Raw genomic sequence first — 24356 nt, 5'->3', positions numbered from 1 at the left:
TTGCCATGTCGAAACGTCACCCTGTTATTGCTGTCACCGGTTCCTCCGGCGCCGGCACCACAACCACCGGCCAGATATTCAGCCGGATATTCGCCAGTGAAGGGCTGCGGGCCGCCATGGTCAGTGGCGACAGCTTTCACCGCTATACCCGGGAACAGATGGCCCGCCTGGCGGCCAAGGGGCAGTTCGGGGAGCGTAACCATTTTGCCCTGGCTGCCAACCACATCGATAAACTCGAGGCCCTGCTGTACGACTATGGCCACACCGGTAATGGCCAGTTCCGCCAATACGTCCACGATGAGGATCAGGCTCTGGTGGCGGCGGGATACAAACCCGGTACCTTCACCCCATGGGGACCGCTGCCTGCGGATACCGACCTGCTGTTCTATGAAGGATTGCACGGTGGTGTGGTCAGTGACACCTATAACATTGCCCAATACGTCGACCTGCTGATTGGCGTGGTGCCGATTGTTAACCTGGAATGGATACAGAAGATTCACCGCGACACCAACAGGCGCGGGTATTCCCAGGAAGCGGTGGTGGAAACCATCATCAACCGGATGGACGATTACGTCCATGATATCGTGCCGCAGTTTGCCCATACCCACATCAACTTCCAGCGGGTGCCCCTGGTGGATACCTCCAACCCGTTTGTCGTGCGGGATGTGCCCTCGGAAGATGAGAGCATGGTGGTGATCCGGTTCCGCGACGCCTCGGAAGTGGATTTCCCCTACCTGTTGCAGATGATCGCCAACAGCAGCGTGTCCCGGCATGACACCCTGGTCATCCCGGGGACAAAGCTGGGGCTTGCCATGGATCTCATCCTGAGACCCATGGTGATGAGATTGATGGCGCAAAAGCCCTTCGCGTGACCAGCGCAGGGGGAGCTAGCCAGAGCATTCCGCCCAGCATGCCTTGGCAATTCGTTCGACCCGCTCCCGTATCCAGATGACACCGGGGTCCCGATCGTGCCGGGTGTGCCAGACCAGGTACAGGCTGAGGGGATCAATAGCGATTGGTGCTCCGGTGGACCATATTCCCTCGTTGAAGCCAGTGTCGTTGGTGGCTATCCGGGGCAGGGTGGCAATCATATCTGACTGGCGCAGCAGCCGGGGGACCGCGGGGAAGTGGTTGACGGTGACGGCCACCCGACGTTTGAGGCCCTGACGTTCCAGGGCCTGGTCGACGAAGCCATTCACCTCGCCGGACAGCGACACCATCAGGTGACGAGTACCGACATAGTCGTCCACCGCCAACGGCCGCCCCGCCAGAGGATGGTCGTGCCGCATGACGACGGTATGGCCGCTGTCGAACAGCCAGACACTGCGAAGGCTGCGATCGTGCTCCGTCAGCATGCCGAGGGCGAGGTCCACGTGAGCCTCACGGAGCTGGGTGAGGGCGCTTTCCGCAGTAAACGGCACCGCGTACAGGTCCACACCGGGTGCTTGTTGCTCGAGCTCGGCCACCAGTGGTTGCCAGATCAGTTCCAGCATGGCGTCGGTGACCGCAATCCGGAATTGTCGCCGTGCCTGGGCCGGCTCGAACCGGGTCACATTCACTGCATTGCTCAGGTCGTGCATGGGGCCGCGAATCTGGTCCCAGAGACTGCGGGCATAGGAGGTCGGCCGGATGTTCCGGCCCTGCTTGACGAACAGCGGATCATGCCAGGTTTCCCGCATGCGGGAAACCGCATTCGAGACCGCCGGCTGGGTCATCGCCAGCCGCTCGGCAGCACGGGTTATCGAGCCCTCGGTCATAATGGCATCGAATACGTAGAGTAGCGTCAACTCCTGGTTCTTCACCCGCAAAAATCTCCCTGAAAGCGTAATCTTCAGCCTCCAGCCTAAGCCAGGTTTCACTTGGTCAGCAAGGGATCCTTCTAAAATACATCACTCCAGATGATGTGTTTTATGCAAACAAACCATTGGTCGCCCGCCCTGGTGAGTGGGCATCCTCTACTTATCCAAACCACCGAAATGAGGAGAGTGCGATGACCAATACCATCCAGCACCTGAACGACAGCAATTTTAATGACACCATTGAGAGTTCGGCCAAGCCCGTCCTGGTAGATTTCTGGGCCGACTGGTGCGGACCTTGCCGCGCCATTGCCCCGCTGCTGGAGGAGCTGGCGGACGAGTTCACTGATGAACTGAGTGTGGCCAAGGTGAATGTGGACGAGAATCCAGACCTGGCAACAGCCACGGGGATCCGGGGCATTCCTGCCCTGGTGATCTATCGTGACGGCAAGCCTGCAGCTAAACACACGGGCACTGCCGGGCTCGGCCAGCTGCGGAACTTTATTTCCGAGGCGCTTTAAACTACTGGGGAAACACAGGGCCCCGAACTCGAAAAACAATGGATTGGCGAGCCATGGACTACACTTCCCTGAGGGAGGTGAAGTCCATGGCCAATCGTACACTGTGGGCTCAGCGGCTGGTGGCGTTGTTCCTGCTGGGCTGCCTGTTATTCAGCTACCCTTTGCTGGCCCTGTTCGACAGCCGCGGTGAGGTGTTTGGCATCCCGCTGTTGTTTGCCTACCTGTTCGGGGCCTGGGCGCTGCTGATCGTATTGATGATCTGGGCTATAGAAGGCTCCAGGCGGTGAGGGGGCATTGTCGATGTCGCTGTCCATGCCTATAGGTGGCCTGATACTGCTGACGTCCTGTGCCTACCTGGGCATTCTCTTCGCCATCGCCTATTGGGGCGACAAGCGCGCCGACGCCGGCCGTTCAATCATTGCCAACCCGTACATCTACGCCCTGTCGATGGCGGTATACGCCACTTCCTGGACTTTCTATGGCAGCGTCGGCCGGGCAGCGGTCAGCGGAGTCGGCTTCCTGCCCATCTACCTCGGACCAACTCTGATGGCCGCCCTGTTCTGGCTGGTGCTGCGCAAGATGATCCGCATCAGCAAGGCCAACCGCATCACCTCGATTGCCGATTTCATCGCCGCGCGCTATGGCAAGAGCGCATTGTTGGGCGGGCTGGTTACCCTGATCGCGGTGGTGGGAGTGATTCCCTACATCGCCCTGCAGTTGAAGGCGGTGTCCAGCAGCTTCCTGATCTTCTGGGAGTACCCCGCCATCCAGATGCCCCGCCAGGGCGAGGTCATGAGCCCACTGCGGGATACCGCACTCTACGTGGCGCTGCTGCTGGCGCTGTTCACCATTGTGTTCGGCACCCGCCACCTGGATGCCACCGAGCGTCATGAGGGCATGGTGGCGGCCATCGCCTTCGAGTCCCTGGTCAAGCTGCTGGCCTTCCTGGCCTTGGGCATTTTCGTCACCTTCGTACTTTACGACGGTTTCGCCGATATCTTCGACCGGGCCGCCCGGTTGCCGGATATCGGCCAGTTGTTGACCCTCGGCGGCCCAGCCGGTACCTACGGATCCTGGGCGGCGCTGATTTTCCTGTCGATGCTGTCGATCCTGTTCCTGCCACGCCAGTTCCAGATCAGCGTGGTGGAGAACGTCAACGAGAACCACCTGGCCAAGGCCATCTGGCTGTTTCCCCTGTACCTGCTGGCGATCAATATATTTGTGCTTCCGATCGCCTTCGCCGGATTAATGCATTTCTCCGCCGGTACGGTGGACGCCGATACCTTTGTGCTGACCCTGCCCATGGCCCACCATCAGGAGGCCTTGGCGCTGCTGGTGTTCATCGGTGGGCTGTCCGCCGCCACCGGGATGGTCATCGTCGAGACCATCGCGCTCTCCACCATGATCTGTAACGACCTGGCGATGCCGCTGCTGCTGCGCTGGAAAGCCCTCGGGCTGGCCCAGCGCCGCGACCTGTCGCGTTTGCTGCTGGGCATCCGCCGCGGCGCCATCCTGTTGCTGATGCTGCTTGGCTATGTGTACTACCGTGCCGCCGGCGAGGCCTACGCCCTGGTCTCCATCGGTCTGGTGTCCTTTGCCGCGGTGGCCCAGTTCGCACCAGCGATGCTGGGGGGCATGTACTGGAAGCAGGGTACCCGCGCCGGTGCCCTGTGGGGGCTGTCCCTGGGCTTCCTGCTGTGGGCCTACACCCTGCTGCTGCCCGCGTTCGCCAAGTCCGGCTGGCTGCCACTGAGTTTTATCGAGCAGGGGCCGTTTGCCATTGCCTGGCTTAAACCAACGGCCCTGTTTGGCCTGGAGGGTGTGGACGAGATCGGCCACTCGCTGTTCTGGAGCCTGTTGGCCAACCTGGGCGCCTACGTGGGGGTGTCGCTGTTCGGCCGCCAGAGCAGCCGCGAGCATGCCCAGGCGCTGCTCTTCGTCGATGTCTTTAAGTCGCCCGGGCGGGGCGCCAGCCTGTGGCGCGGGAGCGCATCGATGACGGAAGTGATTGCCCTGGTCGGGCGCTTCCTGGGGCCGACCCGGGCCGCGGAAGCCTTTGACAACTACGCCGCCAGGCGCGGTCTGCGCTCCAGCGCCGAGCTGGTGCCGGACGCCGACCTGGTGCATTTCGCCGAGCAGCAACTGGCCGGCGCCATCGGGGCCGCCTCGGCGCGGGTGGTGCTGGCGTCGGCGGTGCAGGAAGAGCCCCTGGGCATGGAGGAAGTGCTCGGTATCCTCGACGAGACCTCCCAGGTGATCGCGTACAGCCGTCGCCTGGAGCAGCAGTCGCGGGAATTGGAGGCCGCCACCAGTGAACTGCGGGCGGCCAACGAACGGCTGCGGGAGCTGGACCGCCTGAAGGACGACTTCATCTCCACCGTGACCCACGAGCTGCGGACACCGCTGACCTCCATCCGCGCGTTCTCCGAGATCCTCAACGACAATCCGGAGCTGGATCAGGCACAGCGGGCGCAGTTTATCGCCATTATCGTCAAGGAGAGCGAGCGCCTGACGCGAATGATCAACCAGGTACTGGACCTGGCCAAGCTGGAAGCGGGACGGGTGGAATGGCATGCCACCGAGCTCGACCTGGCGGAGGTGATCGACGACGCCCTGACCACCACCAGCCAACTGGTGCAGGAGCAGGGAGTGGAACTGGAACTCAACCTGCCGCGGCAGGTGCCCCCGGTCATGGCGGACCGTGACCGGCTACTGCAGGTGCTGCTCAACCTGATCACCAATGCCATCAAGTTCTGCGACCGCGAGGCGGGGCGCATCGGGATTACCGTGCGGGTGCTGCCGGAGGCGTTGCAGGTGGATGTGCGCGATAATGGCCGTGGAGTTGATGCCGCGGATCAGGACACCATCTTCGAGAAATTCCGCCAGGCCGGGGACAACCTGACGGAGAAACCCCAGGGCACCGGTCTCGGCCTACCGATCAGCCGGCAGATCGTCGAACATTTTGGCGGCCGGCTGTGGGTGCGCAGTGAACCTGGCAAGGGCGCGACGTTTTCCTTTACCTTGCCCCTGGGGCAGTCGGATGTGGCCGTGCCGGACCCCGGCCACGAGACGGAGGACAAGACATGAGCAAGACCGTGTTGATTGCCGACGACGAGCAGAACATTGTTATCTCCCTGGAGTTCCTGCTCAAGCAGGCCGGCTACCGGGTGGTGGTGGCCCACGATGGCCAGGAAGCGCTGGAAGCGATCCGGCGGGAGTCACCGGACCTGGTGCTGCTCGATGTGATGTTGCCACACCTGAGCGGTTTCGATGTGTGCCAGAAGATCCGCGAGAATCCGGACTGGCAGGGCATGCGGGTGCTGATGCTGACCGCCAAGGGCCGCGAGGTGGAAATCAGCAAGGGCCTCGCCCTGGGCGCCGACGCCTACATCACCAAACCGTTCTCGACCCAGGAACTGCTGGCGGAGATCGCAGCGCACCTGGAGGACAAATAGCCGATGCGCCCGAGGGTACGTGTTGCGCTCTGGCTGGTGGCACTGATTGCACTGCTCGCCGGCCTGCTGGCAATCGCCGGTGGCTTTCTCTGGGCCGACCTGAATGCCGCGGAACGGGAGGCGTTGAGCGCGCTGGTATCCGGGCGCGGCATGTTGTTGGTTGTGCTTGGCATGCTGGTATTGGTGCCCTTTGGCGTACTCGTCCGCCAGTGGCTGGTGGCCTACCCGGAGGCGGTGACCCGCCTGCGTGAAGACGTTGAAATCATTCACCGGGCCCATCCCGAGCACCGCGTGGCCATGGCCGGCAGCCGCGATATGCGCCGGCTGGGTGAGGCGGTGAACGCCTTTGCCGAGGCCCACTGCGCGTTGCAGCGCGAGGTCACAAGCCGTATCGAAGAAGCCAACGCCCGTATCGAGCAGGAAAAGAACCGCCTGGCGGCGTTGATGTCGGAGCTGTCCCAGAGTGTGCTGATGTGCAACAGCGAGGGCCGTATCCTGCTGTACAACGCGAGCGCCAGCCAACTGCTCAAGCCGCACGCCGGCGGCCCGGCCCGGGCGCCAGTGGGGCTGGGCCGATCGATTTTCGGCATACTCGACCAGCGGCTGATCGTACATGCCCTGGAACGGATCCGGCAGCGCCTCCGGCAGAATTGCCAGGACCCGGCGGCCCACTTCGTCACTGCCCGTGGCGATTACCTGCTGCGGGCGCAAATGGCCCCAATGCTGGATCATCGGGGCGAGTTGATCGGCTTCGTGCTGATCCTCGAGGACATCACCCGTGAGGTGACGCTGGACAGCCGCCGTGATGCGCTGCTGCAACAGTTGACCGAAGGCACCCGGGCGGCGTTGGGTAACATCCGCGCCGCCGCGGAGACCATGGAGCGTTTCCCGGACATGGATGCCGGGCACCGGCGCCGTTTCGGCGAGGTGATCAATGACGAGGCGCAACGGCTTTCCCGGCATCTGGAACAGGCCCTGGCCCGGCACGCAGACCTGCTGCATCCGCAATGGCTGTTCGAGGACATGCTGGCCACCGACCTGCTGGTGGCCCTGCGGCACAGCTTCGCCACGGTCGGGGTCACGGCTCGCTGTCCCTCCGATAACGCTCGCTACCCGGAGAGTGATGAGTCGCTCTGGCTGAATCTGGACAGCTACTCCCTGGTGCAGGCGATGACCCAATTGATGGCAACCCTGGCCGATGCCCTGGACATTCGCGAGGTGACAGTCGAAGTGGTTGCTGATGGCCACTTTGCGCGCCTGTTGATCGGCTGGGAAGGACCGGCACCGGAGCCGGAACATCTGCATGAGTGGGAGCAGCGGCCGTTCAGGTCCGTCGCTGAAGGCCCCGCTGCCTCGTCCCTGCGGGAGGTGCTGGAGAGCCATGGCGGCGAAATCTGGTGCCAGGGCGATACAGTGGCCGGGTGCAGTCGCCTGTGCCTGCAATTGCCAGCGACCCGGTCGGAAGCGGAGGTGTCCGTGCCGGCACGGGTTCCCGGGCGGCCGGTGTACTACGATTTCGACCTGTTCAACCAACCGGGACAGAGTACCGAACTGGACGAGCGACCGCTGCGGCAGTTGACCTACACCGTGTTCGACACCGAGACCACCGGACTGGCGCCATCCGAGGGCGATGAAATCATCTCCATCGGCGCGGTGCGCATCGTTAACGGGCGACTGCTGATGCAGGAATGCTTCGAGCAACTGGTCGACCCGCACCGGCCGGTGCCGCGGGAATCCCAGGTGATCCATGGCCTCACGCCGCAGATGCTCAACGGGCAGCCGGATATCACCGAGGTGCTGCCGCTGTTCCAGCGCTTTGCCGAGGACACGGTGCTGGTGGCTCACAACGCCGCTTTCGACATGCGTTTCTTGCAACTCAAAGAAGCGCAAACTGGCATCCGCTTTATCCAGCCGGTGCTGGACACTCTGCTGCTGTCCGCCCTGGTGCAACCGGCGGAGGGCCACAGCCTGGAACAGATTGCCGCCCGCCTCGGGGTGCAGGTGGTCGGCCGGCACACCGCGCTGGGGGATGCGATGGTTACCGGCCATGTACTGCTGAAGTTGATCCCGCTGCTTGAAGAGCGTGGTGTCCATACCCTGAAGCAGGCGCGGGAGGCATCCCGCAAGACCGCCTACGCCAGGCTCGAATACTAGCGCGCCAGCTTGAGCACCCCGTTCAGGCGGTCAGGTGCCCATCCCGATAGTCCCGCAGGGTCTGCTCGATCTCCTCCCGGGTATTCATCACAAACGGGCCGTACTGGACGACCGGCTCGTTGATGGGCTTGCCGGCAATCAGTAGCAGGCGGGCCCCTTGGTCACCGGCTTCAATCCGCACCTGATTGCCATCGCCGAGAATGGTGGCTGCCGACAGCTTTAGAGGCTTACGGTCGGCTTGATGCTGAAGTGTCGCGTCACCGTCGTACAGATACAGCATGGCATTCAGCTGGTCGCTAACAGGCACAGTGATGGCCTTGTTCGGTTCCATATGGATGTCGGCATAAAGGGGATCTGTGCTGCCGCCGGTAACCGCACCGGAGACGATGGTGCCGTCCACCTCGATGTTGCCGGCAATCAGTTTCAGCCTGGCGCCGTCCAGATGGACATCGGGAATCTCCTCGGGCTGAATGTCCCGGTAGCCGGCGGGCTTCATCTTTTCAGCAGCCGGCAGGTTCAGCCAGAGCTGGAAACCGCGCATTTGCCCGGCCTCCTGCTGCGGCATTTCCGAGTGCACGATACCGCGACCGGCGGTCATCCACTGCACGCCGCCATTCTTCAGGTCGCCCCGGTTGCCCATGTGGTCCTCGTGGAGCATATGACCCTCGATCATATAGGTCACCGTCTCGAACCCGCGATGGGGGTGGGACGGAAAGCCGGCAATGTAGTCCTGGGGCTGGTCGGAACCGAACTCGTCCAGCATCAGGAACGGATCAAGGCGAATATTCTGGTGCTGGCCTATGGAGCGCCTGATGCGTACGCCTGCGCCGTCAGAAGTTTCCAGGGCAGGGATGATTTGTTTAATGGGGCGTAAAGTCATGGTGTCCTCCTTGTGCGTCAATAAGACTATTAAACGCCGGAGGTCGTAGAGAATAAAACGGAGATTTTCGGGGTGGGGCATCAAAAAAACTGAATGACCGGCGGGCACTGTTCCGCCGGTCATTGGTGGGTATGGCTTACTCCACGTTGCGGGAGTAAAAAATCTCCAGCATTTCGCGGCGCAGGCGATCCTCGATGGACTGTGCTTCTTCCACACCCAGATCGCTGGCATTGACTCCGAACACGTAGTTGTCGAGTTTGAAGTCTTTCAACATCATCTTGGTGTGGAACAGGTTCTCCTGGTACACGTTGACGTCGATCATCTGATAGGCGTTCTGGGTATCCTCGGTCAGATAGTTCTGAATCGAGTTGATGTCGTGATCGATATAATGCTTGGTGCCGTCCACGTCACGGGTAAAGCCGCGCACACGGTAGTCTACCGTGACCACATCGGAATCGAAGCTGTGGATCAGATAGTTCAATACCTTCAACGGTGAAATCAGACCGCAAGTCGACACATCGATATCTGCCCGGAAGGTGCTTACACCATCGTGGGGATGGCTTTCCGGGTAGGTGTGTACGGTGACATGGCTCTTGTCCAGGTGCGCCACGATGGCATCCGGTAGCGGGCCCGGAGATTCTTCGTTGTCAGGCTCTTCACCGTTGGTGAGCTCATGCTCGGCGATCAGCATGGTCACCGAGGCGCCGTGAGGCTCATAGTCCTGGCGGGCAATATTGAGAACATTGGCGCCAATGATCTTGACCACATCGGTCAGGATCTGGGTCAGGCGCTCGGCATTATACATCTCGTCGATGTAATCGATGTAAGCTTCCCGTTGCTCTTCGGTCTGCGCGTAACAGATATCGTAGATATTGAAACTCAGGGATTTGGTCAGGTTGTTGAAACCGTGCAACTGGAGTTTGGTTTCCATGCTCAGCCCCTCCGGATGATGGAGATGAATGACTACAGAAGGCCTGATCGGGCATTCTGCCGAGGCCGCCACCGACTACTGACCGGATTGTTCACCATTTGCGCAGACCGGCGGAGAAGGGTGCGTATTATGCACACCGCGAATGTGGTTGGGTAGTCTTCGCAACCACATTTTAGCATCCGTAATTTCCGTGTCCGCTACCGGTTATTCCGCCTCACGGATTTCATGGCTGTGGGTGATCTCCACGCCCGCTTTTTCCAGCATGATCGAGGCTGAACAGTATTTCTCGGCTGACAGGCTGACGGCGCGTTTGACCAGACTTTCTTTCAGTTTGTGACCGGTAACCACAAAGTGTAGATGAATACGGGTAAAAATGGCGGGGATGGCATCGGCCCGTTCCGCTTCCAGCTCAGCGTGACAGGCGGTGACGTCCTGGCGGCTCTTTTTGAGAATGCTCATGACATCAAAAGATGAGCAGCCGCCAAGGCCCATCAACAGCAGTTCCATCGGGCGTGGTCCGAGATTTTCACCGCCGTGGTCGGGTGGGCCGTCCATCTGCACGGTGTGGCCGGTACCGCTGGTGGCCTTGAAGCTGGCATTTCCTGCCCAGTCTACAGTTGCTTTCATGTCGGTAAACTCCACAATACATCGGGGATCCGGCACGGATGCTAGCACATAGCGTGACGCCCGGCAGCAACACCCGTCCCGGGCCGGTTACACAGATACACACGGTTTCAGGTTGCCGAAACCGGGCCTTCTTGTTATAAGTTGCGCTGATTTTCAAGAAAAATGACTAAACCCGCATGGAAAGCCGGGCACATAATAAACATCGGGACCCGCCAGTTTTTGAGGAGGCATGACTCGCACTATGGCCACTATCGTCAAGCCGGTTGAGCAGAAAACCAAGCATCTGGATTATTTCCTGTCGCAGTGTCACCGCCGGCGCTACCCCGCCAAGAGCACCATTATCTATGCGGGCGACAAGAGCGATTCACTATTTTATATCGTCAAGGGCTCCGTAACCGTCATCATTGAGGATGACGACGGCCGCGAGATGATCATGGCCTACCTTAACGCCGGTGATTTTTTTGGCGAGATGGGGCTGTTTGACAACATGGATTCCCGCAGCGCCTGGGTGAAGGCGAAGACCGAGTGCGAAGTGGCTGAAATCAGCTATACCAAATTCCGCGAGATTGCTCAGCAGGACCCACGGGTTCTGTATTTCATTGGCGAGCAGATGGCCTCCCGCCTCCGTCAGACCACTCGCAAGGTTGGTGACCTGGCCTTTCTGGACGTCACCGGTCGTGTCGCGCGGACGCTACTGGACCTGTGCAAGGAACCCGATGCCATGACTCACCCGGATGGCATGCAAATCAAGATCACCCGTCAGGAAATCGGTCGCATTGTTGGCTGTTCCCGGGAAATGGTCGGCCGCGTACTGAAAACCCTGGAAGACCAGGGGCTGGTACGGGTCAAGGGCAAGACCATGGTGGTCTACGGTACCCGTTGACCACGGCCCCGTGTTTCCTAGGCGTGGGCTGCCCTCCCGGCAAATCCATCAATCCAGCCGGCAATGACGTCGGGCTGGGTCAGCAGGACCCAGTGGGGGGCATCAATGTCCTGTCGACTCAGTTTTCCTGCCCATTTCTCCAGGCCTTCGAATAGCTGCTCTTTCACGTAATTGTCCTGGCCCGGCACAATCAGTTGCACCGGACATTGTGCCGGTCGGGGCTCCGGCCGTAACAGTTTGGGCATGAAGTTGGCCCGGTAAAGTTTTACGCCGTAGCGACCGTCATTACGCTGAAAACGGTTGTATTCCGCATCGGACACCTGCTCCCGGTTCTTCAGATAATTTGGCCACACCTTGTCGAGTCCGGCGCGCCAGACAGTTTCCGGCAACAGTGGCAACTGAAACATGGCCACGTACCAGGAACTGGCGAGCTGTTTGAGGACCTTGCGGGTGCCGCCTTCACTGACACGGGTAACGTTGTTACGTAACCAGAAACCGACATGGTCCAGGCACGGCCCGGAAATGGTGGTGTACGACCGGATTCTTGACGTGAGTGGACCGGTGGTCACCGATTCCCAGCTCTGTATGGAGCCCCAGTCGTGGGCGGCAAGGTGGAACGGCCGGTCGGGAATAACGGTATCTACAACGGCTGCCAGATCCGCGGCGAGATGCGTCATCCGATAGGCACGGGTTTTGGCTGGCTTGTCGGAGCGACCTGCGCCGCGAACATCGTAGCGGACGACAAAATAACGCTCTTTCAACTGCTCGGTTACCTTGTCCCACACGGTATGGTTGTCCGGATAACCGTGCACCAGCACCAGCGGAGGAGAATCGGGATTACCGTCGGTGGTGACGTACAGGTTGACGCCGTTATTGTTCACCCACTGATGCTGTGTTGTCATTGCTTGCTCCTGTTGGCGCTGTCATACCTTCACAGATTACCGATCAGAGAGCAGACTGGCCCGTGCCAAGCGGGCCAGACTTTTGGGCAAGTCGTCCCCATGACTGGTTAATCGACAATGGCGACGGTTTTGATCTGAAGCCAGACGTTCATGCCCGGCGCCAACTGCAGCTGATGGGCAGCCCGGCTGGTCAGCCGGGCCAGGAAAGGGGTGTCACCGGACTGCAGTCTGACCAGGGTCGTCCCCGGGCTCTGGTCGGTGGCGACCTGTTCCACTCGGGCGGGTAGCAGGTTCTGGATGCTCTGTTTGTGGTTGGGAGCCAGCGCGATGCTGACGTCCCGGGCGAGAATCTGAAGCCTTACGGACCGACCGGACTCCAGCTGCGGCTCGTCCCGGACCCAGAGACTGCCGCCCTTGAAGTCGGCGCGACACAGGTGCCAGCGGGTGTCACGTTCACTAATGACCGCGTTGACAATGACGCCGGCGTCCTCTTCCAGGGCGAAAGGTTGATCGATGCGAGCCAGGGTCTCCTGCAGCGGTCCTTCGGCCACCACACGGCCGTTATCCATCATCACCACGTGATCCGCCAGTCTGGCAACCTCGGGCGCTGAATGGGTGACATAGAGCACCGGGATGTCGAGGGTGTGGTGCAGGTTCTCCAGATAGGGCAGGATGTCCTGCTTGCTTTGCCGGTCCAGTGCGGACAGGGGTTCGTCCATCAACAGCAGACGGGGACTGGTCAGCAGTGCCCGGGCAATGGCTACCCGTTGACGTTCGCCGCCGGACAGTTTCTCCGGCATACGGTTCAGCAGGTGTGAAAGTCCCAGCCAGTGCACTGCCCGATCGAAACTGATCTGTCGCCGGTCGGCTGCAATGCGCTGGTAGCCATAGGTGAGGTTGCGCCGGACCGACAGGTGGGGAAACAGGCTGGTTTCCTGGAAGACGTAGGCCAGGGGGCGCTGGTGAACGGCCAGATGGTGGTGGTCATCCTGCCAGCATTCACCGTTCACCGACAGGTAACCAGCGGCCGGCTGCAGTCCGGCAATGCACCGAAGCAGCGTGGTCTTGCCACAGCCGGAATGGCCAAACAGAGCGGTGACGCCCCGTCCGGGGAGTTGCAGGTCCACGTCCAGTTGAAAGCTTTCGAAGTCACACCGGAAGCGGGTGAGAATGCCCGTGCCCTGGTTCATTTAACGACCCCGCCTGCCAGCCGGCCGTTGATGGTGTAAAGTCCGATCAGCATCAGGAAGGCGAACAGCAGCATGCCTCCGGCCAACCAGTGCGCCTGACCATACTCCAGGGCTTCGACGTGATCGTATATGGCCACGGACAGCACCCGGGTTTCTCCGGGAATATTGCCGCCAATCATCAGCACCACGCCAAACTCACCGATGGTATGGGCGAAGGTCAGTACCGCCGCGGTCAGAAAGCCTGGTCGCGCCAGGGGAACGGCGATGGTAAAGAAGCGATCCCATGGTGAAGCCCGTAGGGTTGCGGCAGTTTCCAGCAATCGTTCATTAAGGCTGACAAAGGCATTCTGCAAGGGCTGAACGGTAAACGGCAGCGAGTAGATGACGGACGCCAATACCAGACCTTCGAAGGTGAACGGGAGCGTGCCGATCCCCAACCGTTCGGTCAGTTGGCCGATAAAACCGTCGGGGCTCAGCATCATTAACAGATAGAAGCCCAGTACGGTGGGGGGAAGTACCAGGGGCAGAGCGACAATCGCAAACACCGGCTGACGCAGCCAGTGCCGGCTGCGGGCGAGCCACCAGGCGATCGGGGTGCCGATGATCAGCAGTAGCAGTGTGGTGATGCCGGCCAGTTTGAGGGTGAGCCAAACCGCTTGCCATTCAGGGCCCATAGTTGCTCCGTCGGATTCACCGGTTGTGCCGGTCATTGTGTCAGGATCTGACGGTTATCCTAGCGGTCTTTGCCAATGATTTCCCGGGCTTTTTCGAAGGTCGGCAGCATAATGTGAGGTGTGGGAGTGCACCGGTCCGCGTATCGACGGACCGGTGGGAGCGTTTACCGTTGCTTTCTGCGACGGGATAGGCCGATGCCGGTCAGACCCAGTCCCATCAGGGCCAGAGTGCCGGGTTCCGGAACCTCGTTGGGCAGGTCCACGGTATCCAGGGTCTCACCCATAACGTAGGAATAACTCAGGTTCACCAGTTCCCCGGAAAACAGCGAGCCGATGTCGAAACCCAGGCCGATGACGTAATCGCCATCGCCATCGTTGACCCCCGCCAGGTAGTCGTCCGGGTTGGTGGACCAGGGGGCAGAGATCCCGGTGTTGTGGGTGATATCGGATTGTGTGTAAAGGCCGAGGGTCAGCCCGGTCATGCCGCCCTGGGAGTTCACGAAGTCCTCTTCTGCAACACCGGTGGTGCCCCGGGTGTTGGTGGTGTCGTAGGAACCGTGGGTGTTAACGTCCGGGTCGGGGTCGATGGCGCGAAGGAAGGTCAGATCGCTCAGATCCTGGAGTGCGGTGATCGTGGTCAGTACATCAATGCGCTCATGGTCGTCATTGAACGAATAGCTGTGGCTGATGGTGAACAGGTCGCTGTACTGACCCTCCCAGGCCACCTGATTGTCGGCAATGCCACCGGAGAGATCCGTTGGGCCCGTCAGGGTAGTGATACTCCCGGCCGAACTGGCGTTGTTGTTTCCAACAGTGCCGGTCTGGGCGGACTTGACACCAAACCACTCCCAGGGAGTGCCGGGCGTCAGGTAGTCCTCCGGACCCCAGTTGCGGGTACCGCTGGTGTCGTGAATGATGCCCGGATCAGCGCTGCCCCCAGCACCGAGGGTGCCATTGTCACTGACCGCCGTACGGACATAATCACCTTCCATTACGATAGGGGCCGCGACGGACGAACCCGTGACCATGAGCCCTGCAGCAGCGAGGGTGTGGGGAAGAAAGCGGGATAAGGTACTCAAGCGCATGTGTAACTTCTCCGTGTCATAGTAAGTGCGTTTCATGCGCCGTCCATAAAGGCAAGTACCAAGCCGATGCGTGCAGACCACTTTAAAAACAGAGAGTTATTGTTTTTTTGCTCTACCCTTGCCGATCAGCATGTAAAATGGTCTGACACTCGGTTATTGGTTGTCGTTTATTTTGCAGAGTCGCGCTGATGGTCTGTCCGTTCCCACTCCGGCGGTCGCCAGAGGTGCTGAAGTCGGGAGCTCAACGCGCCCGGGCGAGTCATGTCCCGGAACATGTCCCTGTACTCGTGGGTCCATAATACGATCAGGTTGTTGGAGTACACGGGGCGGGTAATGCCGTATTCCGGGGGATTCCGGGCATCCTCCGGTGTAAAGGTACCAAACAGCCGGTCCCAGATAATCAGGGTGCCACCGTAGTTGCGGTCGATATAGTCCGGGTTGCGGCCATGGTGTACACGGTGGTGGCTGGGTGTGTTAAACACAAGTTCCACCCAGGACGGTAACTGCCTGACCAGTGTGGTATGGATAAAGAACTGGTACACCAGTGACAGGGCATAGGCGACCCCGATCCAGACCGGGTTAAAGCCGATAAACGCCAATGGCAGGTAGAACATCCACCCACCATTGAAAATATTGGTGGCGTTCTGGCGCATCGCGGTGGAAAAGTTCATGCGCTCCGAGGAGTGATGGACCACGTGGGCGGCCCAGAACCAGCGTATGCGATGGCTGGCCCGGTGCATCCAGTAAAAACAGAAGTCGACCCCCAGAAAGGTCAGGAACCCGGTGACCCAGGTCAGCTCCAGCTCCAGCAGCCGATAGTGGTAAAGGAATGCGTAGACCGGAAAGGCAATGATACCGGCAAACAGCAATTCGGTCGCCTGGTAACCGGCGCCCAGGGCGAAGTTGCGGATGGCTTCCCGGGTGTCCATCAGTGTCGGGTCATGGCGAAGCCTCAGGTATTCCCAGACGGTGATGGCGATAAACACCGGCGTTGCAATCATGAAAATCAGTTGCCGTTCGTCCAGGGCCAGCCAGGGCGCTATGGCGTTCCAGAGTGGTAGCAGGCCGCTGTTCTCCAGAACGGTCAGCATCATGTCGGTAATAGCCATAAGCAGATCCGGTTATCCGTTATTGTGTGCTGTCTATTTTTGCCTGCTCCTCGGTTTTATAATTGACGATATACGCCACTGAATTGATAATCCATGCCAATGTTGAAGCAATGGTCAGGAGTCGTTCGCCATGGCGAGAGTGGTAAGGGTAACCGGTGCCTGGACCGGTCTGCTGACGGACTGGCTGGACCAGCAGCACCTTGATGCCGGCCCCCTGCGACCGGAGCTGGCCCGCTGGTCCGCGCAGGATAATGTCCCGGTGGCGGTCTGGCGTGACCTGCTGGCGAGAGGGCTGGCACTGTGCCCGGACAGCGCCGCGCCGGAACTGGACGTGGGAAGCTGTGTGCGACCGGGACACGTTGGGGTACTGGGGTATCTGGTGCTGGCATCGGATACGCTGGGCGAGGCCATGCAGGCGTATCAGCGATACGAAACCCTGTTCTACGGCACCACACTGGCGGAAATCGGTATCGATGGTGATCAGGCGGAAATGCGCTGGCCGCCGTCGGACAATGAGCTGGGGCAGCAGGCGGACGGGGCAGCCATCGCGGCCCTGGTGACGTTCCTGCGGCGACAGCTCGACAACCCGCCACCCCCTTCCTCGGTCTCTTTCATGGAATCCGTCGGGCCGGATGCCGCTCGCGCCTATGAGGCATTCTTCGGATGCCCCGTTACCTGGAACGACAGCCACGTGCGAGTGCGGTTTCCGCTGGCATACCTGAATATTCCCATGCCACGTCGGGACCCGACGCTGAAGGAGCTTTTGGACCGGCAGGCCCAGGCGTTGCTGCGGGCTTTGCCGGGCAGCTCGGAAACCGAGCGACAACTGCAGCAGGTGCTCTTGAAGCTGCTGGCCGATGGTGAGCCAACGCTGGAACGTGCCGCCAAAGCCATGTACATGTCTCCCCGCACACTTCAGCGCCGGCTGGCCGGTCATCAGCTCAGCTGGCAGCAATGGCTGGATCGCAGCCGTGAACAGTTGGCGCGACAGTACCTCGGGGATACCTCTCTGACCCTGACCGACATCGCCCTGCTGCTGGGATTCTCGGAGCAGAGTGCCTTTACCCGCGCCTATCGCCGCTGGACGGGTGTGTCTCCCGGGCGCGACCGCAGGCGGCTCAGCGGTTAGCCTGGTAGACCTTTTCCAGGATCTGTAGCTGCGGTTGCCATTGATTCAGCCAGTCCCGAATGTCCCTCGGGATGCGTTTTTCCGGGGGCCAGGGCACGGGGTACTGCTCCGGCTGGAACATGGGGGCGAACATGCTTGCCGCCGTCAGATCGGCCCGGGAGAAAGCATCGCCTGCCAGAAAGTCTTGCTGGCGGTAGGTGTCGGCCAGTTCGGTTAACAGTGTTTCCATGGTCTGACGCGACGTCGCGGCGGTTTTCTCGTTGATCTTCATCCACTTGCGCATGATCTCGTCGACCCGGCTGAAGGTCAGCTTCAGCAGGATGCGGTTGTAGAACGGTGTTTGGGCCGCGAGTAACGGCACCACGACCTTCGGGCGCTGCAGGAAATAATGATAGGAATAGCACCGCACGGCCGGTCCGGCGTCGTCATCCAGGCGTTTCTCCCATGCCAGTGCCGCTGCTCTTGCCTCGGGATCGGCCGGCGTTAACGGCCGCTCGGGAAAGGCTTCATCCAGGTAATCCAGAATGGCGGAAGAGCCCTGAACAATGTGGCCGTCATGATCCAGAACCGGCACCGATGAATGCGTCCCGGTGAGTTTGCGAATGGTATGAATGTGTTGGCCCGGTAACAGGCTGTGAGTCTGGTACTGCAATTCCTTGAAATCGAGTGCCCAGCGTACTTTTTCGCAATAATGGGAAATGGCGAACTGGTAGAGCCTGATGGCCATTGCTAATGTCTCCTGCTGAAGGTGATCCAAGGATAATGGGGTTCCCCCGGGATAAGAAGTCCTTGCGGGATTAAATCGCACTGACTGTAAACATGTCCTCAGCGTAATGAAGGCTGTGGGGGATTTCACTTTAGAATTCATGGTTCTTGAGAAGCGATATCAGGGAAGGAACTATGACATTGCAAAACATCGGATTGATCAGCCTGTTGGGTGTCGCATCGCTAATGGCGACCGGTTGTGCGTCTACCAGTGACTCTCCGGAAGACATCGGGATGCCGGCAGACCGTCTGTACTGCGGCCAGGCCACCATTGACCTGGATTACCGGGAAGATTCAGGGCTGCTGGTGCTGACCCATGAGGGCACCCGCTACACCCTGGAGCCGTCCAGGAGTGCTTCGGGGGCACGTTTCACCGGTGGCGACGGCGCGGATACGGTTTTCTGGAGCAAAGGCAATTCGGCAAGCCTGACACTGAACGGACACGAATATCCCGAGTGTCTGGCGGCCGGAGCGCTGTCCTCACCCTTCGTTGCCCGAGGGAACGAACCGTTCTGGCACGTTACGCTGGTGGGCAAAGAACTGACGCTGAGCCGTGTGGGGGAGGCAACGGAGACTCTGTTTTCCAGGGTGGTGGAGAGCACCGATAATGGCCAGACCATCCGCGCCGAGCGTGAGGGGCTGACCGTCACCCTGGATGTTGCGCCACAGCTGTGCATGGATTCGATGTCCGGGATGCCGTATCCGCATCAGGTCCGGCTGACGGTCAATGGTAATGCCCTGGCCGGCTGCGGGGGCGATCCGCAACGTCTGCTGCGTGGCACTGAGTGGGTGGTGGAAGACATCAACGGAGGCGGAATTATTGACAGTTCACGGGTCACTATCCAGTTCCTGGCGGACAACCGTGTTGTTGGCCGATCCTCCTGCAACCGGTATACGGGGGCGTGGAACCTGACTGGTGAAGGGCTCGAGTTCGGCCAAATGGCCGGTACGCTGATGGCTTGTGCTCCGGCATTGATGCAACAGGAAGATCGCTTCCTGGAAGTGCTGTCCGAGGTGCAACGTTTTCGGATTGGTCCGCACGGTGAACTGATATTGAGCACAGCGGAGGGTGGCTCCCTGCGGGCTTTTCAGTCCTCCGGTAAGCCGTAGGTTGCCATGATCTCCCGGATTCGTCCGCTTGCCCGGAGCCTGGCCGTCCCTTCGGACAGCAGGGTGGCGAGCTGGCCGGAACGCTCATTTTCCGGTGAGAAGGCAATATAGGTGTCGGTTTTCTGGAGCAGGCCGGCATTGCGGGGAGGCAGGGGGCGGATGTGATCTTTCAGCGCCCAGGTCATGACGTAAACGTCCTCCGGGTACACATCGGCACGCTTCTGCTCCAGCAGGTAGATGGCCCGGTTCAGGGGGGACGGGCCGGAAATCACCCACACCCTGGCGGGTTCATCGGCGTGGCTCCGGATATAGTCATCAAGGGCGGGGGAATAGGAGTAGCCATTGATGGCCAGCAGGGTCTGGTCAGCCAGCGACGCCAGCCCGCGATACTCCCACTGGCTGTCTGCGGCTGTATACATCGCGATGTGCGAGTGTCCCTGTGGCTCGTCGGGGAAGACAAAGTCCGGGGCATCGGTTGTGAAGGCACCGACGACAGCATCCAGCTGTCCTTCGCGGGTCATCTGCAGTGCCCTGGCCCAGCTCACATTCAGATATTGCACTTCATACCCGGACGCTTCGAACACCTCCCGGGTAATATCGATCATATAGCCTTCCTGTTGCTCTCCCGCCTTGCAGTTGTGGGGGCACCACGGGTCAGCGCCTATGGTGATGACCGGGCGGGGTGAGGCGACAGTGACAGTGGTCGTGCCTTCGGTCTCCTGATTCAGTGCATCGGTTGCCTTGGGGGCTTCTGATGGGGAACAGGCGCTTAACAGCATTGCCAGCGTCAAAACAAGGACAGCTTTGGGCATGATTGCGGACCGTAAACACCGCGAACGGCGGCTCTGCGTCTATCATAGCCCGTTCCGGTTTTTTTGTAATGAGGGGCGTGGGGCTGTCAAATAATTGCAGCATTACACTGTCATGTTGGAGGGTCGCCAAAGAACGGAGTCCCACATGACCGAGCTGAAAGATCTGACCCCTCATGCTGCTATCCCCCTGGAACAGGCCACCCGGGATGCTCGCCAGCGTCGCCTGCTGAGGACCTTCCTGCCGGAACTGGTTTCCCTTGAACGTACACTGGCGGAGGCGCCGGAGCAGGTGGTGGCTCAGGTGATTGAACGGCCCCGGGTGGGATCAATGAAGCTGCCGATTTACCGGGTGGACCTGGGCAGTGCGTCCGCTGACGCTCCGGTCATTGTCCTGGTGGGTGGCGTTCATGGCCTGGAGCGGATTGGCAGTCAGGTGGTGATGGCCTGGCTACGCAATCTGTTGGCCCGACTGGCCTGGGACGACCATCTCAGGGGTCTGCTGGAGCGGGTCCATATCACCCTGCTGCCGATACTGAACCCGGGGGGCATGTACCTGAACCAGCGTAGCAATCCCAATGGCGTCGACCTGATGCGCAATGCCCCGATCACCGCCCAGGATCGGAGTGCCTTTCTGCTCGGCGGGCAACGACTGTCACCGCGCCTGCCCTGGTATATTGGCGATCCCGAGCAGGGCATGGAACTGGAAAACCGGGCTCTGGAATCGGTGATCAGTGAACTGCTGCCCGGTCGCCCCTTCAGCGTCGCATTGGACTGTCATTCGGGTTTTGGCTGGCAGGATCAGATCTGGTTCCCCTATGCCTATCGTCGTCGCCCCATGCGCAAAATCGCGTCGGTACTGGCCCTGAAGCTGATCTGGGAGCAGGCCTATCCGGACCACAACTACAAGTTTGAGCCCCAGTCCCGCCACTACCTGACCCATGGGGATCTGTGGGACTACTTCTATAAGAATGTGAACCGCACCAATGCCGGGACCTTTTTGCCGCTGACTCTGGAAATGGGATCATGGCGATGGATTCGCAAACGGCCCCGTCAGCTCCTGCGACTGGACGGACTGTTCAATCCCCTGGTCCCCATCGCCATCAGCGGGTGTTGCGCAGTCATCTGGCGTTTATGGATTTTCTGCTCAGCGCCACCGCCAGCCACGGGAACTGGTTGCCGGAAGGTGCCGACGAGTCCATGCTGAGGGAAGCAGCAATCATGCACTGGTACAGGGACTGCGAGTAAACATGCACTGGATACTTCTACGCGGGCTTACACGAGAACAGGCTCACTGGGAGGACTTTCCTGATCAGCTTCAGCAGGCGTTTCCCAGCCATCGTTTTCACCCGGTGGATTTGCCGGGGACCGGCGTTCACTACCGGGAGCACTGCCCGGCGACCATCACCGCCATCCGCGAGAAGGTGCAGCAACAGATCCGCCATATTCCCGGGCCATACAGTATCCTGGCGTTATCCATGGGTGGCATGGTAGCACTGGACTGGGCCCAACACGCCTCGGAAGGGGAAATCCAGAACCTGGTATTGATCAACACCAGCTCGGGTTTCAGTCCGCTGTGGCACCGGATGCGGCCTACGGCCTGGCCGAAAATTGTGCGATTACTGTCCCGGCGGGAACTGTTTGACCGCGAGGCCGATATCCTCCGGCTGACTTCTAACAGAGAGCCGGACCTGAAGACCATGAAACACTGGTACAGTATTCAGCGCCAGCGTCCGGTGTCACTGCACAATGCCTGGCAGCAGTTGAAGGCGGCGGCCTCCTACCAGCCGCTGAACCGTCGCCCACTGCCGGATGCGCTCTTGTTGGCCTGCAAGAGGGATCGTATTGTGCACTGGAAGTGCAGTTGGGTGCTGGAGCAGCGTTGGCAGTGGACCCTGAAGCTGCATCCGGAAGCGGGGCACGATTTGCCGCTGGATGATCCCCGATGGATTATCGAGCAAATGCGGCACTGGCTGGTTGCTTGACGCAACCGTTTTTTCACGTCAGTCTCTTGCATGGTTGTGACGCGTTCAATTCCACTGACGGAGCCAGAATAATGAAAATCTTCGAGACGAAAACCGCACCCAATCCTCGTCGTGTCCGTATGTTTTTGGCCGAAAAAGGGCTGCTGGACAAGGTCGAATTCGTGGAGATCGATATCCAGAAAGGGGAAAACCTGACCCCCGAGTACGTCGCCATGAACCCGATGAAAAAAGTACCGGTGATGAAGCTTGACGACGGCACCTGCGTGGCGGAAACCATGGCCATTTGCCGTTACTTCGAAGAGAGCTATCCGGAGACACCGACACTTTTGGGTGATACTCCTCTGGAGAAGACCATCATCGAACAGTGGCTGCGCTGGATTGAACTGTACCTGTTCATGCCCGCAGGCATGTGTTTCCAGCATACCAGTGGTTATTTCAAGGACCGCATGAATCCAATCAAGGAATGGGGCGAAGAGTGCGGAATCAGCGTGGAAAAATTCATGCACTTCCTGGACAAGCATCTGGAGGGCAAGGAATACATCTGCTGTGATCGTTTGACCGCTGCTGATATTAATGCCTTTGCCGCCATTGCCTTTGCCCGGGTGGTAAAAATTCGCATCAAGCCGGAACAGACCCATTTGCAGGCGTGGTTTGACCGTATGAAGGACCGCCCTTCTGCGCAGGTTTGATCAAATAACACCCGAATCAGGGGCATCCGCTAATACATGGTATCCAGACAATGAGCCAATCCGAACACCTGGACTGCGCCTTGCGCGCCATCGACGACGCTAACCGTGAAGATCCCAACCGGGAACAGGTGGGTGAAGACCTGCTCCCGCGGGAGTACGCCTACAGCCTGCATATGACCCGATGGCTGTTCGAGCTTGAGCCGGAACCGAGCGAGCGGCTGCAGATCGCCTGCCGGGCCCAGCACATCGAGCGCTGGACCATGCCTCGTAAAGAATATCCGGAAGGGCGAAAAGGCTATTACGAATGGCGTCAGGCCTGCGGTCGCATGCACGGTCGTCGAGCGGCGGAGATCATGGCGGGTTGTGGTTATCCACAGGAGGAGTGTGACCGGGTTGAGACGATTCTTACCAAGCGGGAATTACGCAAGGATGCGGATACACAGCTGCTGGAGGATGTCGCCTGCATGGTGTTTCTGGAGCGTTATTTCGCTGACTTCTATGAAGAAAAGGCGGAGTACGATCGGGAAAAGTGGTTGCGTATTGTCCGTCGGACCTGGGGCAAGATGTCGCCACGGGGGCATGAGGCGGCGCTGAAGCTGGCCGAGGGCATGCCCGCGCATTTGCTGGCATTGTTGCAGGAGGCTTTGGCGGAACCTGGCGGGTGACCTCTTAATGTAAAAATTAGTGCACGGGGCGGTGGGTAGGGTTGACCAAAATACGCTGTGAATACCTCCCTGTACGCTCGGGCTCCGCCATCCATGGCTCCGCACGCTTTTGGTCAACCCTACCCACCGCCCCGTTTCGGCTTCTCAGTTGGTCCTCTTAGAAAAACAGCTCTCGTAATTTCTGCCCGGGCTCGTCTGCCCGCATGAACGATTCACCTACCAAAAAGCCATAGATGCCCCGATCGGTCATGGCCTCAACATCAGCACGGGTCATGATGCCGCTTTCGGTGATGGTCAGGCGATCTGCTGAAATCCGCTCATGCAGGTCGAAGGTGGTGTCCAGGGACACCTCGAAGGTGTGCAGGTTGCGGTTGTTGATGCCCACCAGCGGTGTTTTCAGGGTCAGCGCATCGTCCATTTCCTCGCCATCGTGCACTTCCACCAGCACGTCCAGACCGATTTCGTGGGCGATGCCTTCCAGTTCCTGCATCTGGTCTTTGGTGAGGCAGGCGGCGATCAGCAGGATGCAGTCGGCACCGATGGCCCGGCTTTCGTACACCTGGTAGGGCGCCACCATGAAGTCCTTGCGGATCACCGGCAGGCTGCAGGCAGCGCGCGCGGCCTTAAGATAGTCCTCGTGGCCCTGGAAGAAATCCCGGTCTGTCAGTACAGACAAACAGGCAGCGCCGCCCTCTTCGTAGCTCTCGGCAATCAATGCCGGTTCAAACGGATCGCGGAGAATGCCTTTGCTGGGAGATGCCTTCTTGATTTCGGCGATAACCGCGGGCGTGGCCTGTTCAATGCGGGTGCGCAACGCGTTGGCGAAGCCTCGCGCTGGCGGTTGATCACCGGCCATGGCTTTCAGGTCAGAAACAGAAACCCGCGGCTTCCGCTCGTCAATTTCCTCCCACTTCCGGTCAACGATCTTCCGAAGAATGGTGGGTGTCTTGTCTAAGTGTCGGTCAGTCATATCAGGCCCGTAAAAAGTTTGCGAGAG

25 protein-coding genes are annotated in these 24356 nt (G+C 59.9%); 13 read left to right on the top strand and 12 right to left on the bottom strand.

Annotated elements, in window-relative coordinates; all coding sequences use genetic code 11:
• Window positions 1-5 precede the first annotated feature (5 nt).
• Window positions 6-872 carry a phosphoribulokinase gene (locus EHN06_RS18230; protein ID WP_127333914.1) on the top strand — a complete coding sequence of 289 codons (867 nt, stop codon included), beginning with the start codon at window positions 6-8 and terminating at the stop codon, window positions 870-872.
• A 15-nt stretch (window positions 873-887) separates the two neighbouring features.
• Here EHN06_RS18230 and EHN06_RS18225 read toward each other — a convergent pair whose 3' ends face one another.
• Complete coding sequence (locus EHN06_RS18225) at window positions 888-1802, bottom strand: LysR family transcriptional regulator (protein ID WP_127333913.1); 915 nt, start codon at window positions 1800-1802, stop codon at window positions 888-890.
• A 188-nt stretch (window positions 1803-1990) separates the two neighbouring features.
• Here EHN06_RS18225 and trxA point away from each other — a divergent pair, with 188 nt between their 5' ends.
• From trxA to EHN06_RS18200, 5 genes are read left to right on the top strand one after another with little or no spacing between them, the layout of a single operon-like run.
• Complete coding sequence (trxA, locus tag EHN06_RS18220) at window positions 1991-2317, top strand: thioredoxin (RefSeq protein WP_127333912.1); 327 nt, start codon at window positions 1991-1993, stop codon at window positions 2315-2317.
• A gap of 53 nt (window positions 2318-2370) precedes the next feature.
• Window positions 2371-2604 carry a hypothetical protein gene (locus EHN06_RS18215; RefSeq protein ID WP_206075684.1) on the top strand — a complete coding sequence of 78 codons (234 nt, stop codon included), beginning with the start codon at window positions 2371-2373 and terminating at the stop codon, window positions 2602-2604.
• A gap of 13 nt (window positions 2605-2617) precedes the next feature.
• A complete protein-coding gene (locus EHN06_RS18210; RefSeq protein WP_206075683.1) occupies window positions 2618-5404 on the top strand; it encodes a sensor histidine kinase in 2787 nt (928 codons plus the stop codon).
• Complete coding sequence (locus tag EHN06_RS18205) at window positions 5401-5772, top strand: response regulator transcription factor (RefSeq protein ID WP_127333911.1); 372 nt, start codon at window positions 5401-5403, stop codon at window positions 5770-5772. The genes EHN06_RS18210 and EHN06_RS18205 overlap by 4 nt, the downstream gene beginning before the upstream one ends.
• Window positions 5773-5775: 3 nt before the next feature.
• Window positions 5776-7926 carry an exonuclease domain-containing protein gene (locus EHN06_RS18200; protein ID WP_127333910.1) on the top strand — a complete coding sequence of 717 codons (2151 nt, stop codon included), beginning with the start codon at window positions 5776-5778 and terminating at the stop codon, window positions 7924-7926.
• Window positions 7927-7948: 22 nt separating this feature from the next.
• On the opposite strand, the gene EHN06_RS18195 is transcribed toward EHN06_RS18200, so the two are convergent.
• The 3 genes from EHN06_RS18195 to EHN06_RS18185 form a co-directional block, all read right to left on the bottom strand.
• On the bottom strand, window positions 7949-8806 hold the full coding sequence (locus EHN06_RS18195) for a pirin family protein (protein WP_127333909.1): 858 nt from the start codon (window positions 8804-8806) through the stop codon (window positions 7949-7951).
• Between the two features lie 136 nt (window positions 8807-8942).
• Window positions 8943-9737, bottom strand: coding sequence for an adenosylmethionine decarboxylase (speD, locus tag EHN06_RS18190; protein ID WP_127333908.1), 795 nt, complete (start codon window positions 9735-9737; stop codon window positions 8943-8945).
• A gap of 204 nt (window positions 9738-9941) precedes the next feature.
• The gene (locus EHN06_RS18185) at window positions 9942-10364 is read right to left on the bottom strand and encodes an OsmC family protein (protein WP_127333907.1); all 423 of its coding nucleotides are present in this window, start codon (window positions 10362-10364) and stop codon (window positions 9942-9944) included.
• A 241-nt stretch (window positions 10365-10605) separates the two neighbouring features.
• On the opposite strand from EHN06_RS18185, the gene crp reads away from it, so the two are divergent.
• Window positions 10606-11247, top strand: coding sequence for a cAMP-activated global transcriptional regulator CRP (gene crp / locus EHN06_RS18180; RefSeq protein ID WP_007153756.1), 642 nt, complete (start codon window positions 10606-10608; stop codon window positions 11245-11247).
• A 17-nt stretch (window positions 11248-11264) separates the two neighbouring features.
• Here the strand turns inward: crp and EHN06_RS18175 are convergent, their stop codons facing one another.
• From EHN06_RS18175 to EHN06_RS18155, 5 genes are all read right to left on the bottom strand, one after another.
• Window positions 11265-12149, bottom strand: a complete 885-nt coding sequence (locus EHN06_RS18175) for an alpha/beta fold hydrolase (RefSeq protein WP_127333906.1) — start codon at window positions 12147-12149, stop codon at window positions 11265-11267.
• 107 nt (window positions 12150-12256) lie between these two features.
• Window positions 12257-13339: a molybdenum ABC transporter ATP-binding protein gene (gene modC, locus EHN06_RS18170; protein WP_127333905.1), complete on the bottom strand. Its 1083-nt coding sequence runs from the start codon at window positions 13337-13339 to the stop codon at window positions 12257-12259.
• Entirely contained in the window at window positions 13336-14049 is a 714-nt protein-coding gene (modB, locus tag EHN06_RS18165) for a molybdate ABC transporter permease subunit (protein ID WP_206075682.1), read from the bottom strand. The genes modC and modB overlap by 4 nt, the downstream gene beginning before the upstream one ends.
• 128 nt (window positions 14050-14177) lie before the next feature.
• Complete coding sequence (locus tag EHN06_RS21560; RefSeq protein ID WP_228257347.1) at window positions 14178-15098, bottom strand: PEP-CTERM sorting domain-containing protein; 921 nt, start codon at window positions 15096-15098, stop codon at window positions 14178-14180.
• A 167-nt stretch (window positions 15099-15265) separates the two neighbouring features.
• Window positions 15266-16207, bottom strand: coding sequence for a sterol desaturase family protein (locus EHN06_RS18155; protein WP_127333904.1), 942 nt, complete (start codon window positions 16205-16207; stop codon window positions 15266-15268).
• A gap of 130 nt (window positions 16208-16337) precedes the next feature.
• Between EHN06_RS18155 and EHN06_RS18150 the strand changes: the two genes are divergently transcribed.
• Entirely contained in the window at window positions 16338-17336 is a 999-nt protein-coding gene (locus tag EHN06_RS18150) for a helix-turn-helix domain-containing protein (protein ID WP_127333903.1), read from the top strand.
• Here the strand turns inward: EHN06_RS18150 and EHN06_RS18145 are convergent.
• On the bottom strand, window positions 17326-18063 hold the full coding sequence (locus EHN06_RS18145) for a glutathione S-transferase family protein (protein WP_127333902.1): 738 nt from the start codon (window positions 18061-18063) through the stop codon (window positions 17326-17328). The genes EHN06_RS18150 and EHN06_RS18145 overlap by 11 nt on opposite strands.
• 173 nt (window positions 18064-18236) lie before the next feature.
• Here EHN06_RS18145 and EHN06_RS18140 point away from each other — a divergent pair, with 173 nt between their 5' ends.
• A complete protein-coding gene (locus tag EHN06_RS18140) occupies window positions 18237-19211 on the top strand; it encodes an META domain-containing protein (RefSeq protein WP_228257346.1) in 975 nt (324 codons plus the stop codon).
• Here the strand turns inward: EHN06_RS18140 and EHN06_RS18135 are convergent.
• Complete coding sequence (locus EHN06_RS18135) at window positions 19190-20023, bottom strand: substrate-binding periplasmic protein (RefSeq protein ID WP_127333901.1); 834 nt, start codon at window positions 20021-20023, stop codon at window positions 19190-19192. The two genes, EHN06_RS18140 and EHN06_RS18135, sit on opposite strands and share 22 nt — an antisense overlap.
• Before the next feature lie 145 nt (window positions 20024-20168).
• On the opposite strand from EHN06_RS18135, the gene EHN06_RS18130 reads away from it, so the two are divergent.
• The 4 genes from EHN06_RS18130 (at window position 20169) to EHN06_RS18115 (ending at window position 23359) form a co-directional block, all read left to right on the top strand.
• Window positions 20169-21227, top strand: coding sequence for a M14 family zinc carboxypeptidase (locus EHN06_RS18130; RefSeq protein WP_228257345.1), 1059 nt, complete (start codon window positions 20169-20171; stop codon window positions 21225-21227).
• A gap of 43 nt (window positions 21228-21270) precedes the next feature.
• Window positions 21271-22005, top strand: coding sequence for an alpha/beta fold hydrolase (locus EHN06_RS18125; protein ID WP_127333900.1), 735 nt, complete (start codon window positions 21271-21273; stop codon window positions 22003-22005).
• A gap of 71 nt (window positions 22006-22076) precedes the next feature.
• Entirely contained in the window at window positions 22077-22694 is a 618-nt protein-coding gene (locus EHN06_RS18120; RefSeq protein WP_127333899.1) for a glutathione S-transferase family protein, read from the top strand.
• A 50-nt stretch (window positions 22695-22744) separates the two neighbouring features.
• The gene (locus EHN06_RS18115; RefSeq protein ID WP_127333898.1) at window positions 22745-23359 is read left to right on the top strand and encodes a DUF4202 domain-containing protein; all 615 of its coding nucleotides are present in this window, start codon (window positions 22745-22747) and stop codon (window positions 23357-23359) included.
• Between the two features lie 157 nt (window positions 23360-23516).
• Here EHN06_RS18115 and trpC read toward each other — a convergent pair whose 3' ends face one another.
• A complete protein-coding gene (gene trpC, locus EHN06_RS18110) occupies window positions 23517-24329 on the bottom strand; it encodes an indole-3-glycerol phosphate synthase TrpC (protein WP_127333897.1) in 813 nt (270 codons plus the stop codon).
• Window positions 24330-24356 lie beyond the last annotated feature (27 nt).

This window comes from Marinobacter sp. NP-4(2019), assembly GCF_003994855.1.
GTDB lineage: Bacteria > Pseudomonadota > Gammaproteobacteria > Pseudomonadales > Oleiphilaceae > Marinobacter.
The sequence above is the reverse complement of the archived record's forward strand: the minus strand, read 5'-3'. Positions and strand labels throughout refer to the sequence as shown.